This is a genomic window from Peptoniphilus sp. BV3C26 (assembly GCF_000478985.1).
GTDB classification, from domain to species: domain Bacteria; phylum Bacillota; class Clostridia; order Tissierellales; family Peptoniphilaceae; genus Peptoniphilus_B; species Peptoniphilus_B koenoeneniae.
Genome location: NZ_AWXB01000041.1, coordinates 92,734 through 106,482, shown reverse-complemented (window position 1 = coordinate 106,482; position 13,749 = coordinate 92,734). Strand labels below are relative to the sequence as shown.

Sequence of the window (13,749 nt, the reverse complement as noted above, 5' to 3'; positions counted from 1 at the left end):
AATATAAAAAGTTTTATTATTAATTTGTAATCAAGCAAATGATAATTATATGGAGGTGATTATTTGAAAGTTTATGAATTAAACGTAAAGACATTTTTGTTAGAAGATTTAAAAAAGGAGGATGTACAAAAAGAATTAGCGAAGCTTATCAATGGATATTTAGCTTTAAATGAAAAATTTTTAGCTTTTCACGAAGAAAAAAATTATAAACCATATTGCTTTGACAGTTTATATCCAATAAAAAATTTTTATGTCAAGGAAAAACTTTGCCAATTTAGAATAAGATCTATAGATAAAGATTTTGTAAATTATTTGTTAAATGGCTTTGAAAATTATAAAAATTATAATTTTAAAAATTTACTTATTAAACCTAAAGTTATAAAACAAGATTTAATTGACAAGATTTACACCTTAAATAGCCTGATTTTAAAATCAGATGAGGGATATTGGAGAAACAATTTAAGTGTTGATGAATTTGAGAAACGTATTAAAGAAAATATTTTTAAAAAATATAAATATTTCACGAAAAACGAAATCGAAGAAAAAGATTTTTATGATTGTATAAAATTTTTAAATTCAGGTCCAATTCCATGTAAATTTAAAAATATCACTCTTTTAGGAGACAAAATTGAACTTAACATTAAGCCTGACAAATTTTCTCAAGAAATTGCATATTTTTCTTTAGGGGTTACTTTTAGTGAAAACAATTCTTATGGGTTCGGATTTGAAGGCTATAAACTTATGGAAAGGAGTTAACGGTGATTAAAGAGTGCATAGAAATTTTTCAAGAGGAGCTTAAAAAAGACCCAAATCTAATTTTAAAAAGCTACTTGCCAAAGGATGGTAAATATATATTAGTTACCATGAAAGAAAATGAAGATTGGGCTCTTAGTGAACCTCTTACAATTAAATATGATAAAAAGACAAAAATAATTGATGGGGAAAATTCTTTAAATTATGATTTTATAAAGTATTTAGATTACCATTCCAACATCTTAGATTCCAATAAGAGTATGGATTTCAAAAAACTTATACAAAGCTCCAATTATTACAGTATCTTTTTTAAAGAAAATATTTATCCTAAAGAAGAAAGTGCAAAAATTATTTTAAGCCGAATTTATGAACTTTTAGATTCGGGAAAATTCTCTTTGGATAAAATCGATGAAGAGAAAAGTATTTTTAAAGAAGAAATTTATGCTGGCTTAGATTTTGAAGATGTTGAAAAATTCAAAAAATTTTTTTCTTCAATTTTAAGGTATTTTGATACTTTAAAAGATCCATACACTAAATATAAAGATAAAGAATCAAAAGTCTTATATGAAGAAAATGAGAATATTTTAGGGATTGTCAATACAGAAGAAGTAGAAAAAATTAGAAATTGGTTGATAAAAAATTTAGATAAATTTAACCTAAATCCTGACAATAAAACTTATTTTAAAATATTTTTTGTATATGAAGATAAAGAAAAAACAAAAAGAGCATATAAGCGAGAACAAGAGCGTTATCTAAGAAGCAACTCTTTTAATAAAAATAAGTATAATAAAGAAATTGACGGGAAAATTTTTGGCTTATCAAATAATAATATGGGTCTAAACGAAAAAAACCCTATCTCAGCAATTTTGACAGAATAATAAATGAGCCATATTTAATAAGTACGGAAGATGCAGAAATTCAAAAAACATTTTTTGATTATTTGGATAACCTTGTTAGAAGACAAATTTATAGAGTATATTTTGACATCAAAAGAGAAAAAATTTTAGAAAATGATTTTGATTTAAATGAAGACTTTAAGGGATATGAACTTCTCTTATATCCGGACAAGAATGAAGCTGCCATTTTATCGTATAAACAATATACTAAAAACTTATTTGATATTGATATTACTTTTAAAGAGTATATAAAAGAGAATTATGGAAAAGATGCAAAAGAAGATGATATAAAAAAACAAAAAAGTAAATACTCTTACATGACAAAAAGATCAGACGTAATGAAAAATGTTGATTGGGTTTATTTTTATAATTATTTTTATAAAAACAGAGATAGTCTCGAAAATTTAAATATAAAAGATGGAAATTTAAAATTAATCATTATTAATCATGGTCAAAATGCTTTGAATTTTATTTTAAACGGAAAAGAAAAATATTTTGAAAAAAATTTGGACAGCTTAATGTTTGATTCTATTAAATATTCACTTTCTAATAATTATTTTAATAAGGCCATCGCTCAATTCAATTATTATCTTTCTTTTAAAGACTATTTTGAAAAAAATATAGGAGGTTTGTTTATGACTTTACAAAAAGATATGAAAGAAAAAATAAGGTCGGGAGGAAATTTTGAATTTGAAAGCGACGAAGAATTTTTATTCGGAATTGGTCAAATTTTAAGATATCTTTTAGACAAAAGTAATATAGGAGATAAAAATCTTACTTTTATTAGAGAATATTTAGATAACGATAATCCCAAAAAAATAGTAGAAAAGTTAAAAAGACTGATTGTTAGATATGGGCATAATATAAAAGTTATTAAAAATTCAAATTTAAATGGACTAATCAGCAAAGTTTTAAGCTATGAATACAAGGGAAAAAAAGTTGATGATAAGTATATAATTTGTGGTTTTTTAGATGAAGTTTATATTTATAATAAAAAAAATAATTCTGAAGAAAAGGGGAATATAAATGAGTAAGTTAAATTATAGAGTATATGGAGTTTGCGGAGTTAGAGCAATTATGGCAAACTGGAATGCAGATTTTACAGGATATCCGAAAAGTTTAAGCAATGGACAATTTTTTGCATCAGATAAAGCTTTAAAATATCCAATGAAAGTTAAATGGCAAAATAATGGAGAAAAAGTTTTATATATAAAAAGTTATTTAATTTCAGATAGTGGATTTTTAATTCCAAGAACTTTAAAAGAAAGATATGAAAAAATTTTTAAAACTGAGCTTACTAATTCTAAAAAGGGAGAATCTGAAAAAGTCTTGACAAATCTTTTTTCGGCCATCGATGTTAAGAATTTCGGAGCAACTTTTGCAGAAGCCGGAAATAATATATCCATAACCGGAGCAGTCCAAATATCTCAAGGTTTAAATAAATATGAAGGAGCAAAAGTTTGTGAACAAAATATTTTATCACCTTTTAGAGATCCCAAGGCTAAAGAAAAATCTGAAAATAATGAAGAAGCAAAATCATCAACTCTTGGGACAAAAATAGTTTCAGAAGAAGCTCATTATTATTATTCTTTTGTAGTAAATCCTCTTGCCTATAACGCTTATGAAGAATTGGGAGTAACAGAAGGTTATGAAGAAGAAGATTACAAAAAATTTAAATCAGCAGCCATAGATTCAGCAACAAGTTTTGCTACCAATTCAAAAGTTGGAGCAGAAAATGAATTTGCTATGTTTGTAGAAACGGATTTAGATTTATATTTACCAAACTTAGCTGAACTTATAAGATTTGAAAAAGTTGATGAAAATTCAAAAGACAAATTATATTTCACAGATTCGAATATTTTAGAAAATAGAGGAGAAATAAAGAAAATTGAAATATACTTCAATGATAAATATTTAGATTTAATTGATTTTCCTAAAAACGCAGATTTTTATAATATCTTCACAGGTGAAAAAATAGAGGTTAAATAATGAAGGCTTTTAAATTTGATTTAAAGGGAAAAACAGCCTTTTTTAAACAACCTGATGTAAATACCTATTTATATTTTTCTTACGGACAAATTCATAGAATCGCTCTTTTAGGAATTTTTGGAGCGATTATGGGATATTCAGGATATTCACAAAATAATAGAAAAGAATACCCTGAGTTCTATAAAAAATTTATGGATTTAAAAATTGCTGTTATTCCAAATACAAATGACGGTATTTTTAATAGAAAAATACAAAGGTTTAATAATTCCACAGCTTTTGCCTCAAGAGAAGAAGGAGGAAATTTAATAGTAAAGCAAGTTTGGCTTGAAGATGTTTCCTGGACAATATATTTTTTAATTGACAACGAAGAAGCTGAAAAATTGTCACAAAGAATAATAAATTATAAAGCTAGCTATATACCATATCTTGGCACAAATGATCATTTTGCCGATATTTTAAACCCAGCTTATATAGATTTAAAAAAAGAAAATGTAAATTCAATAAATTCTATGTTTTTAGAAGGAGATTTTAAAACTAAATCCGGACGAAATACTTTCAGATATCAAGAATTTTTGCCTTTTAAATTAGAAAAAGATACAGATAGATATATCGTTGAAAAAACTATTTTTACAGACCAAAAATTAATTGAAGAAGAAATAACCTACCTTGATAAAGAAAATGATAAAAGTTTAGTTTTTTATTCAGAAGAAGGTCTTTATGGAAATTAAAGATTTAGTTAAAAACTCTGAAAAATATTACGGTCATATAGGAGGTAAAAATAAAGAGTTTGAAACTTTACAAGAACACACAAAACTTTGTGGACAATATTATAGAAAAATAAAAGATTTTAAAAATGTTAATGCAGTTTTGAAAAGGATTTATAAAGTCCTTTTCAAAACTGATGACTATCTAAATATCTTTATGGAATTAGCCGACAGTCTTGTAGATTTTCATGATATAGGAAAAATTAACGGAAAATTTCAATGGGAAAGACTTAATAACAATAATTTTAAAACATATGACTCTTCTTTTGATTTAGGAATAAAAAGCGAACATTCAATAGTTTCCTCCGCCATATATTTTTATTACTATGGAGATAAAATAAATAATTTAAAAATTGATGAACAAACAAAGTATCTATTAACTTATTTTATAATTCTTAATTCTTATGTAATTTCAAGGCATCATTCTCCATTAAACAATTTTTCTTATGAAGGGAAAAATTTTATATCCAATTTTTTAGAAAAAAAATCACCCCTTATGAAAGCCTTAAAAAAGGTAAGTGATTTAAAAATATTGGAAGATAAATTTTTTGAAGACTTTGATAAAAAAATAGAAGATATCTTAGACTTACTTTATGAAATGGAAGATGACTTATCATTTAATAAGATAAGAAAAGATAAAAATAAAATTTTTTATATTTATGTAAAACTAATGTACTCATTATTAGTTGCAGGGGATTTTTATTCAACTACAAATTATATTAAAGGATTTAAAACAAAATTAGAAAATCTTCAAAAAGATGAACTAATAAAAATTTATAATAATTCCACTTTATTAGAAAGCATAAGAGATAAAGAAAAATCTGGCTCTTATAAAAAAAGGCAAGAAATAAATGATTTGCGAACGGAAATATTTTTGCAAGTAGAAAAAAACTTTGAAAAAATAAGCAAAAACGAAATAGGCAAAAATATTTATTTTTTAGAAAGCCCAACAGGATCAGGAAAAAGCAATATTGCCATGAATTTATCTTTTAAAATGCTAAAGGGCAATATTAATAAAATTTTTTATGTATATCCTTTTAATACATTGGTAGAGCAAAATAAAAATACCTTAGATAAATTTTATAAAGGAACTGAAGTTCAAAATAATATTGCTGTCATAAATTCTCTTTCCCCTATAGGGAATAAATATCAAGAAAAACTTATGGAAGAATGGGAATACTATATTAAATCTCTTTTAGACAGACAGTTTTTACATTCACCATTTATCGTCACTTCAAACGTAGGATTCTTTAATACATTATTCAGCTCAAATAGAGAATCAATTTTTGGCTTGTACCAACTTATAGACTCTGTAATTGTCTTAGATGAAATTCAAGCCTATAAAGAAAAAATTTGGAATGAAATTATTGAAATGCTTGATGCATATGCTGAAACTTTAAATTTTAGAATTATAATTATGTCTGCAACTTTACCAGACTTATCTAAACTTTTAGAAGAAAAAGAAAGAAATAAAGTTGTAAAATTAATTGAAAATCCAAAAAAATTTTTTGAAAATAAATTATTTAAAAATAGAGTAAGACTTGACTATGGACTTTTAGATAAAGGCAAGATTTTTTATACAGATTTGATTAATCATATGAAGGATCATGTAAAAAATCATAAAAAAATTTTATTGGAATTTATAAAGAGAAAAGATGCAGAAGATTTTTACAAAGAAATAAACAAAAATGAAAACTTTAAAGAATATGAAATTTTAATTTTAACAGGTCAAGACAATTTAAAAACTAAAAATGATGTGATAGAAGAAATAGGAAAAGACAAAAATATAATATTGGTTGCAACTCAAGTTATAGAAGCAGGAGTTGATATTGACATGGACATCGGCTACAAGGACATATCAAAGCTTGAAAATGAAGAGCAGTTTTTAGGTAGAATAAATAGGTCAGCTCATAAGAAAAATTCAACAGCTTATTTTTTTGACATGGCAGATGAAAATAAAATTTATGGTCACATAGACAACGAATTGACTTTAAGAAATCCTGAGAGAAGAACAAATTTATTAGACAAAGATTTTTCAAATTATTTTGAAATTAAACTTGAAAAATCAAAAGAAAGAAAAGAAAGCCTATCATACGATGAATTTGAAGAAGCTTTAACAAATAATAAATTTGAAAAAATTTCGAAACATATGAAGCTTATTGACAATGATGAGAAAATTGAAGTTTTTTTAGCTCAAAAAATAAAATGTAAAAAAGAGAATAATGGATCGAAAACAGAAGAAAGAAAAATTGATGGAAGAAAAATTTGGAAAGAATATTGTTCACTACTTGAAAATAATGAAATGGATTATAGTGAAAAAATAGTAAAACTTTCAGAACTCAAATTAGACATGTCCTATTTTCTTTATAAAGTTACAAAAATGGAATTTGAAAAATATTTTGGACAATATAACGAACACAGAGGAAATATATTTTATATAGAAGATGGAGAAGCTTATCTTGAAAATGGACGTTTAAATTTAAATTTTTGCGGTGATTTTTTATGAATGGAACAATAATTAATTATTATTTTCATTGTAAAAGGCAATGCTATTTATTTGCCAACAAATTGAACTTTGAAGATAATAGCGAACTTGTAAAAATAGGAAGAGAAATTCATGAAGATAAAGCTATCAATGATGAAAATGCAGAAATAAAAATAGAAAACATAGCAATTGATAAAATTACATCTAAATATATAACAGAAACCAAAAAATCAGACGCAGATAAAGAAGCTGCAAAATGGCAACTTTATTATTATCTATATGTTTTAAAAAATAAGGGAATAAAAAGAAAAGGTAAATTAGAATTTGTAGAAAATAGTTGCGGAAAGAAAATAGAATATTTTGAACTGAGTGAAGATATAGAAAAAGAAATTTTAAATTTAATATCTAAAATTGAGCTTTTGATAAAATCTAAAGAAATTCCAAAATTTAAAAAAATTAAAGGTTGCAGTAAATGTGCCTATTATGAATATTGTAAAATTTAGGTGATTTATGGGAACTACAAAATATATTCTTTCAGAAGGAGAGATAAAGAGAAAAGACAACTCTCTATGCTTTAGAAAAGATAATAAAAACATTTATATTCCAATAGAAAATGTAAAAGAAATTTATCTACTTAATGAAACAAGTATAAATACGAAATTATTAGATTTTCTTTCGCAAAATCAAGTAATTTTACACTTTTTTAACTATTATGGAAATTATAGCGGAACATATTATCCAAGAGATACCTATATAAGTGGAAGACTTTTAATATCTCAAGTTGAAGCTTATAAAAATAAAAGATTGGAAATTGCAATCCCTATAGTAAAAGGTATTTTAATAAATATTTATGAAGTGGTCTACCATTACTATAAACATGACAAAAAAGAAGTGAAACCTTTTTTAGACTATATAAAAAACGAATTAATTTTAAAAATAGAAAAATCTGAAAACATCTTTGAACTTATGAGTTACGAAGGAGAATTGTGGCAAAGATTTTATTCGAATTTTAAATATTTTTTAGATCAAGATTTTGTAATGAGCAAAAGAGTAAAAAGACCTCCAGACAACCCAATAAACGCCCTTATTTCTTTTGGCAACTCAATTTTATACACAAAGACAATTTCAGCCATATATAGAACCCATTTAAATCAAAGCATAAGTTATTTACACGAACCAAGTGAATCCAGATTCAGCTTGTCTTTAGACATATGTGAAGTTTTTAAACCTGTAATAGTATTTAAAACCATATTCGATCTAATAAACAACAAAAGAATAAAAGTGGAAAAACACTTTGAATCTAATTTAAATTATTGTCTACTTAATGAAGGAGGCAGAAAAATTTTCTTGCAAGCCTTTGAAGAACGAATAGAGAGCAAATTTAAAAATGAAAAACTAAAAAGAAACGTAAGTTATAGAACTCAAATTAAACTGGACTGCTACAAACTTATAAAATTTATATTAGAAGGTGAAAATTTCATTCCTTTTTCTCTAAGGAGCAAATACTAATGTCAAAAAACTTTAATTATATTTTCTTATTTTATGATGTGTCAGAAAAAAGAGTTGGCAAAATATTTAAAATTTGCAAAAAATATTTAAACCATCATCAGAAATCAGTTTTTAAAGGTGAAATCACACCATCAAAAATAATGGCATTAAAAAGAGAATTAAAAGCTATCATTAAAGAAGAGGATTTTGTAACACTTATAAAATTGTACAGCAAAAATTATTTTGAAGAAGAAAATATAGGAAAACCAAATAAAATAGACACTGACAAAGATGATATAATATAAAAGTACCAGGCGAATAAAAAAACTCCCTAAAAATAGAGAAAATAAAAAAAATAAAAAGCTTGGTAAAAAAATAAAAAAAACGTAAAAAAGCCAAATGCAGACAAAGTATAAAAATAAAAAGGCTTATTTACAATCCTTGAACAACAACATAAGATGTATTGAAATCAATAGGTGTAGTGGCACAAGAACCACCAAGAATAGCTTGAACAACAACATAAGATGTATTGAAATACGTACTAGATCCAAAGAAACATAAAAAGAAAGTCTTGAACAACAACATAAGATGTATTGAAATTTATTATGATGTTTTTGTTTTTAGCATATTTACCTAACTTGAACAACAACATAAGATGTATTGAAATCTGGATTGTAAACTTCTACATATATGCTCTTAAAACTTGAACAACAACATAAGATGTATTGAAATCACTTATATTATCTCACATCTGCTTGGTTATTTTGGTCTTGAACAACAACATAAGATGTATTGAAATTAGGACTAAGTGACAAAAAAGGATGTGTAACGGAATTCTTGAACAACAACATAAGATGTATTGAAATGACGGAATGCTTTTTGAAAGATACGAAGACGTTCAACTTGAACAACAACATAAGATGTATTGAAATTACTCTGAAGTTATTCCAAACATCATAAGAATTTTTCTTGAACAACAACATAAGATGTATTGAAATAGCCTTTTGTAAATTTCCATCTCTGTAACAACGTCTCTTGAACAACAACATAAGATGTATTGAAATATCGATTGCCAACTTCCTCTTGATATTCTTTTTTTGCTTGAACAACAACATAAGATGTATTGAAATAACTTAGCTTTTAAAATCTTGGCACTTTCTTCTATCTTGAACAACAACATAAGATGTATTGAAATATGGATCCAACTTGTAAATTAATTTTTAAATCATCAAATCTTGAACAACAACATAAGATGTATTGAAATGGAAGATTAATTTTTGATGGACTGTATGGAGCAGCACTTGAACAACAACATAAGATGTATTGAAATCGGGTGAAGACTATGAATAGTAGAGAAATTGAGTTCCTTGAACAACAACATAAGATGTATTGAAATTACGGAACAACAGGAGTGGATGAATATACACGTTGCTTGAACAACAACATAAGATGTATTGAAATATGATAAATTGATTTAAACTAAAATCACTTTTAATTCTTGAACAACAACATAAGATGTATTGAAATACTCAAGCGCGGTTAAAGTTATGCTTGCATCTACTACTTGAACAACAACATAAGATGTATTGAAATGTGTTTGGAATAACTGAATATTTTCTAGTTCTAGCTTGAACAACAACATAAGATGTATTGAAATCAGTTAAAACTCTTATAGTTTCTTACCCTCAATTCTCTTGAACAACAACATAAGATGTATTGAAATCCTACGATGGCGAGCATTAAAATTAAAAGTAGCATAGCTTGAACAACAACATAAGATGTATTGAAATGCGACTGTTAATACTGTTGCGTTTGCCATGGCATTTCTTGAACAACAACATAAGATGTATTGAAATTTTTTTTGGGAAAAGATGGTCAATTTATGGAGATGGCTTGAACAACAACATAAGATGTATTGAAATATAGTTGCAGAAGTTATAGACAAAAAAGGATCTGCCTTGAACAACAACATAAGATGTATTGAAATGTAGCAGTAGACAGCGACGGCAATGTATATTCAGCTTGAACAACAACATAAGATGTATTGAAATGATTTTAAAAACGCTATGGTATCTACAAGCCTTAAACTTGAACAACAACATAAGATGTATTGAAATGGTGTAGCCTTAGTGAAAGCTATCAAGCTCACTATCACCTTGAACAACAACATAAGATGTATTGAAATAGGAATGTAAAATTGTATAACCTTGGATTAACAGAACTTGAACAACAACATAAGATGTATTGAAATAGTAAGACGTTTTAAATAAAGAGTCTAACATTTTGATGATACTATTAAAACCAATGCAGACTTTCAATATAACTCGGGTCTGACTCCTAAAATTGTAAGAAAAGAAGTTGGAAGTTGTTGTGACTGGTGTAAAGAAGTTGTTGGTGTATACGAATACACTAATGTTCCAAAAGACGTTTATAGAAGACACCAGAGATGCAACTGCACAGTTGACTATTTACCAGGAGATGGTAAGAAGCAAGATGTTTGGTCTAAAAAATGGACTGATGATAATACAAGTGTTAAAAGCAAAAGGATAGATTTTTCTGAAAATCCCAAAACTTTGATTAAAGGTGTCTTGTCTAGAGATGGGTTTAAAAAAGGTTCGGGGAAAAATTATCCTATAAAATTTATTGGTTCAGATCATGTTAAATTTGATAGTCAGAAAGTTGAAAATGTTATTGTTATAGGTAAAAACTCCAATAAGAGAAGCTCCAAGATTAGAAAGTTTTTATAAGCATCCCAAAAATAAATGGTAAAAAATTAGTGGTACTACAAAAATAAAATTTAAAGGAAAATCATTAAAGGCAGAAATACATTGGTATGAGGCAAATGGTCAAAGAGAAGAAATTAAATTAAAGAGGATTTTTGAAGATGAAAGTTAAATATTTGGGGAAGAGTGAGGGAATCTCACTTACAAAAAATAAAATTTATGAATCTTTAGGATTTGAAAAAGGATTTATAAGGATAATCGATGACACGGGTGAAGATTATTTATATGATCCAGAAAAATTTGAAATTATAGAAGATTAACAGCACACTGACGACAAAATGTTAGATGTGCTTTTTTTATTGGAGGCAAATATAGCTAAAGATGATTATGATGTAATAGTATTTAAGGTTCTTTTGTACTATTACGCTGTTCTAAAACGAAAAATTTCATTTGAAAAGATGACTTTTGATAAAGTTATAGGTATTAATGACATTTCTGAAGAATATTTCATAGAAGTGTTATTAATGATGCAAGAAGATGGTTATATAAAAAATTTAGTGGTAAAAAAAGCCTGGGGTGGAGATTATATTTTGTTGTCGGACTTTGATGAGATAAAAATTACATCAAAGGGAATTGAGTATTTAAAAGAAAATTCAAAAATGCAAAAGGAATAACAGAAATATTTGATAAACAAAAAAAGAAATAAAAATTTTTAAAATTTCTAAGATTTTTTAAATATGCATTTTTATGTTTTTAATTTACCTTAAAAGAAAATTCTTGATAATTATTATGGTTTGAAATAAAAAAGCTTCTTTGTTACAATTTTTAATTGTAAGGATATTTAACAAAAAATAAAAAAAGGAGTGAATGATGAAATTTATTTCTTGGAATATAGATTCTTTAAATGCGGCTCTTACGGGAGAATCCCCCAGGGCTTCACTTTCAAGGCAAGTTTTAAAAACAATAAAAGATGAGGATCCGGATATTATTGCTATACAGGAAACAAAACTTTCTGATAAGGGTCCAACTAAAAAACATTTGGAAATTTTAGAAGAAAAATTATCTGAATACAATTTTTATTTTGTTTCTTCTTGTCCTCCGGCAAGGAAGGGTTATGCGGGAAATATGGTTTTTTACAAAAAAGATTTACAGGTGAAGGCATCTTTTCCCAAAATTGGTGCTCCGGATACAATGGATTTGGAAGGAAGAATAATAACTTTAGAGTTTGAAAATTTTTATTTTACTCAAGTTTATACTCCTAATGCGGGAGATGGTTTAAAAAGACTAAAGGAAAGACAGGTTTGGGATATAAAGTACGGTGATTATTTAGAGGCTTTAGATAAAAATAAGCCTATTGTTGCTTGTGGAGATTTTAATGTGGCTCATAAGGAAATTGATTTGGCTAGTCCTGATTCCAACCATATGTCTGCAGGTTTTACAGACCAGGAAAGGGAAGGATTTACAAATCTTTTAAATAGAGGTTTTGTTGATACTTTCAGATATCTTCACGGAGATGTTGAGGGGGCTTATACTTGGTGGGCTCAAAGGGTTAAAACTTCAAAAATAAATAATTCCGGCTGGAGAATAGATTATTTTTTAGTGAGCGATAAAATAAAAGATTTAATAAAAAAATCGGAAGTGGTGGATTCCGGAGAAAGGCAAGATCACGCTCCGATTCTTCTTGAAATAGGACTTTAAATTTATAAAAAAAGGACACACAAATTTTGTGTGTCTATTTTTATTCCAAAACTTGTCCATCCATTACAATAATAGGTTCTTTTACGTCATCATTAAAGGTATAGCGAGATTTTAGGAGCTTTATTAGTTGACTTTTATTTTTGAAATAGGTGAGTTGATAGGGTTCATAGTAGGAAAGTTTTTCAAAAAAATAAAATCCCTTTGAGTTTTGATCTTCCATAAGAATACCGGCATGGCCAACAAATAAAACTTGGTCATACTTGTCGTAAATATAGGCAAAAACGGTTTTAACATTTGTATTTTTAAAATGAATATTTTTAGAGTCAAGGGCTTTTTGTAAAAAAGTTTTTAAATCTTTTTCTTCAATGTTTTTTGCGTCAATTTCATTGAAAAGTCCAAAAAATTTACAGGGATTTATATTTTTAAGTTCAGGAAAGGATTTAATTTCTTGACTGTCAAACATTAAGTAGGTTCCTTTTTCAGATTCTTCTTTAACTTCAATGGAGTTTAAAATTGAAAGGGCGACACTTTCTCTGCAATTCAAGTGATTGTTTGTTTTTGTGTAATCTTCATTGAATTGTGATGGGTCAGTGGGTCCAAACTTTAATTTTTTCCAAGAAGTTACAATATTTTTTTCATTTGTTGAGTTGAAAGCTTCAATATTTTTTAAAAGTATTTCAAAATTATCAAGTTTATTTTTTTCAAAAAGTTTACTTAGTATTTCTTTACTATTTTCATCGCCAAGGTTTGAATACTTAGGTTCAGAGCTTCCACAGGCAATTAAGCTAAGGCTTAAAACTATAAATATAATTATCTTTTTCATATTTTTATTATAAACTAAAAAAATTTTTTAAAAGTTACACTAATATTAAAAAGATAAAGTTTTATATATTTTTTTTAAGGTTTTGAGCAAATAAAAAAGAGACAGGATTTTGTTCCTGCCTCTATGGGAA

At 26.4% G+C, this 13,749-nt stretch carries 14 protein-coding genes and 1 CRISPR repeat array; of the genes, 13 read left to right on the top strand and 1 reads right to left on the bottom strand.

Going from position 1 to position 13,749, the window contains the following annotated elements:
- The first annotated feature begins 63 nt into the window (after window positions 1–63).
- The 13 genes from HMPREF1253_RS04465 to HMPREF1253_RS04415 all read left to right on the top strand — a co-directional run bounded on the left by HMPREF1253_RS04465 (window position 64) and on the right by HMPREF1253_RS04415 (window position 12,796).
- Window positions 64–756 carry a CRISPR-associated endoribonuclease Cas6 gene (locus tag HMPREF1253_RS04465; RefSeq protein ID WP_023055580.1) on the top strand — a complete coding sequence of 231 codons (693 nt, stop codon included), beginning with the start codon at window positions 64–66 and terminating at the stop codon, window positions 754–756.
- A 2-nt stretch (window positions 757–758) separates the two neighbouring features.
- Window positions 759–1,631, top strand: coding sequence for a hypothetical protein (locus HMPREF1253_RS09660; RefSeq protein ID WP_023055619.1), 873 nt, complete (start codon window positions 759–761; stop codon window positions 1,629–1,631).
- 62 nt (window positions 1,632–1,693) lie between these two features.
- The gene (locus HMPREF1253_RS09655; protein ID WP_023055546.1) at window positions 1,694–2,683 is read left to right on the top strand and encodes a hypothetical protein; all 990 of its coding nucleotides are present in this window, start codon (window positions 1,694–1,696) and stop codon (window positions 2,681–2,683) included.
- Entirely contained in the window at window positions 2,676–3,638 is a 963-nt protein-coding gene (locus HMPREF1253_RS04455) for a type I CRISPR-associated protein Cas7 (protein ID WP_023055490.1), read from the top strand. Before HMPREF1253_RS09655 ends, HMPREF1253_RS04455 begins: the two co-directional genes overlap by 8 nt.
- On the top strand, window positions 3,638–4,366 hold the full coding sequence (gene cas5b, locus HMPREF1253_RS04450; RefSeq protein ID WP_023055608.1) for a type I-B CRISPR-associated protein Cas5b: 729 nt from the start codon (window positions 3,638–3,640) through the stop codon (window positions 4,364–4,366). Before HMPREF1253_RS04455 ends, cas5b begins: the two co-directional genes overlap by 1 nt.
- Entirely contained in the window at window positions 4,356–6,908 is a 2,553-nt protein-coding gene (locus HMPREF1253_RS04445) for a CRISPR-associated helicase/endonuclease Cas3 (protein ID WP_023055555.1), read from the top strand. The genes cas5b and HMPREF1253_RS04445 overlap by 11 nt, the downstream gene beginning before the upstream one ends.
- On the top strand, window positions 6,905–7,390 hold the full coding sequence (gene cas4, locus HMPREF1253_RS04440; RefSeq protein ID WP_023055565.1) for a CRISPR-associated protein Cas4: 486 nt from the start codon (window positions 6,905–6,907) through the stop codon (window positions 7,388–7,390). Before HMPREF1253_RS04445 ends, cas4 begins: the two co-directional genes overlap by 4 nt.
- Window positions 7,391–7,397: 7 nt before the next feature.
- Entirely contained in the window at window positions 7,398–8,396 is a 999-nt protein-coding gene (cas1b, locus tag HMPREF1253_RS04435; RefSeq protein WP_023055492.1) for a type I-B CRISPR-associated endonuclease Cas1b, read from the top strand.
- Complete coding sequence (gene cas2 / locus HMPREF1253_RS04430; protein WP_023055566.1) at window positions 8,396–8,680, top strand: CRISPR-associated endonuclease Cas2; 285 nt, start codon at window positions 8,396–8,398, stop codon at window positions 8,678–8,680. Before cas1b ends, cas2 begins: the two co-directional genes overlap by 1 nt.
- Window positions 8,681–8,815: 135 nt before the next feature.
- A CRISPR array of direct repeats spans window positions 8,816–10,626; the repeat unit is 30 nt; unit sequence CTTGAACAACAACATAAGATGTATTGAAAT.
- Window positions 10,627–10,787: 161 nt separating this feature from the next.
- The gene (locus tag HMPREF1253_RS10465; RefSeq protein WP_155803732.1) at window positions 10,788–10,925 is read left to right on the top strand and encodes a hypothetical protein; all 138 of its coding nucleotides are present in this window, start codon (window positions 10,788–10,790) and stop codon (window positions 10,923–10,925) included.
- Window positions 10,926–11,253: 328 nt separating this feature from the next.
- A complete protein-coding gene (locus HMPREF1253_RS10100) occupies window positions 11,254–11,418 on the top strand; it encodes a hypothetical protein (RefSeq protein WP_155803731.1) in 165 nt (54 codons plus the stop codon).
- 18 nt (window positions 11,419–11,436) lie between these two features.
- The gene (locus HMPREF1253_RS04420; protein WP_023055479.1) at window positions 11,437–11,772 is read left to right on the top strand and encodes a YjcQ family protein; all 336 of its coding nucleotides are present in this window, start codon (window positions 11,437–11,439) and stop codon (window positions 11,770–11,772) included.
- A 196-nt stretch (window positions 11,773–11,968) separates the two neighbouring features.
- Window positions 11,969–12,796: an exodeoxyribonuclease III gene (locus tag HMPREF1253_RS04415; protein ID WP_023055623.1), complete on the top strand. Its 828-nt coding sequence runs from the start codon at window positions 11,969–11,971 to the stop codon at window positions 12,794–12,796.
- A 40-nt stretch (window positions 12,797–12,836) separates the two neighbouring features.
- Here the strand turns inward: HMPREF1253_RS04415 and HMPREF1253_RS04410 are convergent, their stop codons facing one another.
- Window positions 12,837–13,619: a DUF4300 family protein gene (locus HMPREF1253_RS04410; protein ID WP_023055516.1), complete on the bottom strand. Its 783-nt coding sequence runs from the start codon at window positions 13,617–13,619 to the stop codon at window positions 12,837–12,839.
- Between the last annotated feature and the right edge of the window lie 130 nt (window positions 13,620–13,749).

Excerpts from the sequence above, each read along its gene's own strand:
- HMPREF1253_RS04415 (WP_023055623.1), top strand. The coding sequence starts at position 11,969 with ATGAAATTTATTTCTTGGAATATAGATTCTTTAAATGCGGCTCTTACG.
- cas2 (WP_023055566.1), top strand. The coding sequence starts at position 8,396 with ATGTCAAAAAACTTTAATTATATTTTCTTATTTTATGATGTGTCAGAA.
- HMPREF1253_RS04445 (WP_023055555.1), top strand. The coding sequence starts at position 4,356 with ATGGAAATTAAAGATTTAGTTAAAAACTCTGAAAAATATTACGGTCAT.
- HMPREF1253_RS04455 (WP_023055490.1), top strand. The coding sequence starts at position 2,676 with ATGAGTAAGTTAAATTATAGAGTATATGGAGTTTGCGGAGTTAGAGCA.
- HMPREF1253_RS10465 (WP_155803732.1), top strand. The coding sequence starts at position 10,788 with ATGTTCCAAAAGACGTTTATAGAAGACACCAGAGATGCAACTGCACAG.
- cas1b (WP_023055492.1), top strand. The coding sequence starts at position 7,398 with ATGGGAACTACAAAATATATTCTTTCAGAAGGAGAGATAAAGAGAAAA.
- HMPREF1253_RS04410 (WP_023055516.1), bottom strand. The coding sequence starts at position 13,619 with ATGAAAAAGATAATTATATTTATAGTTTTAAGCCTTAGCTTAATTGCC.
- HMPREF1253_RS04420 (WP_023055479.1), top strand. The coding sequence starts at position 11,437 with ATGTTAGATGTGCTTTTTTTATTGGAGGCAAATATAGCTAAAGATGAT.
- cas4 (WP_023055565.1), top strand. The coding sequence starts at position 6,905 with ATGAATGGAACAATAATTAATTATTATTTTCATTGTAAAAGGCAATGC.
- cas5b (WP_023055608.1), top strand. The coding sequence starts at position 3,638 with ATGAAGGCTTTTAAATTTGATTTAAAGGGAAAAACAGCCTTTTTTAAA.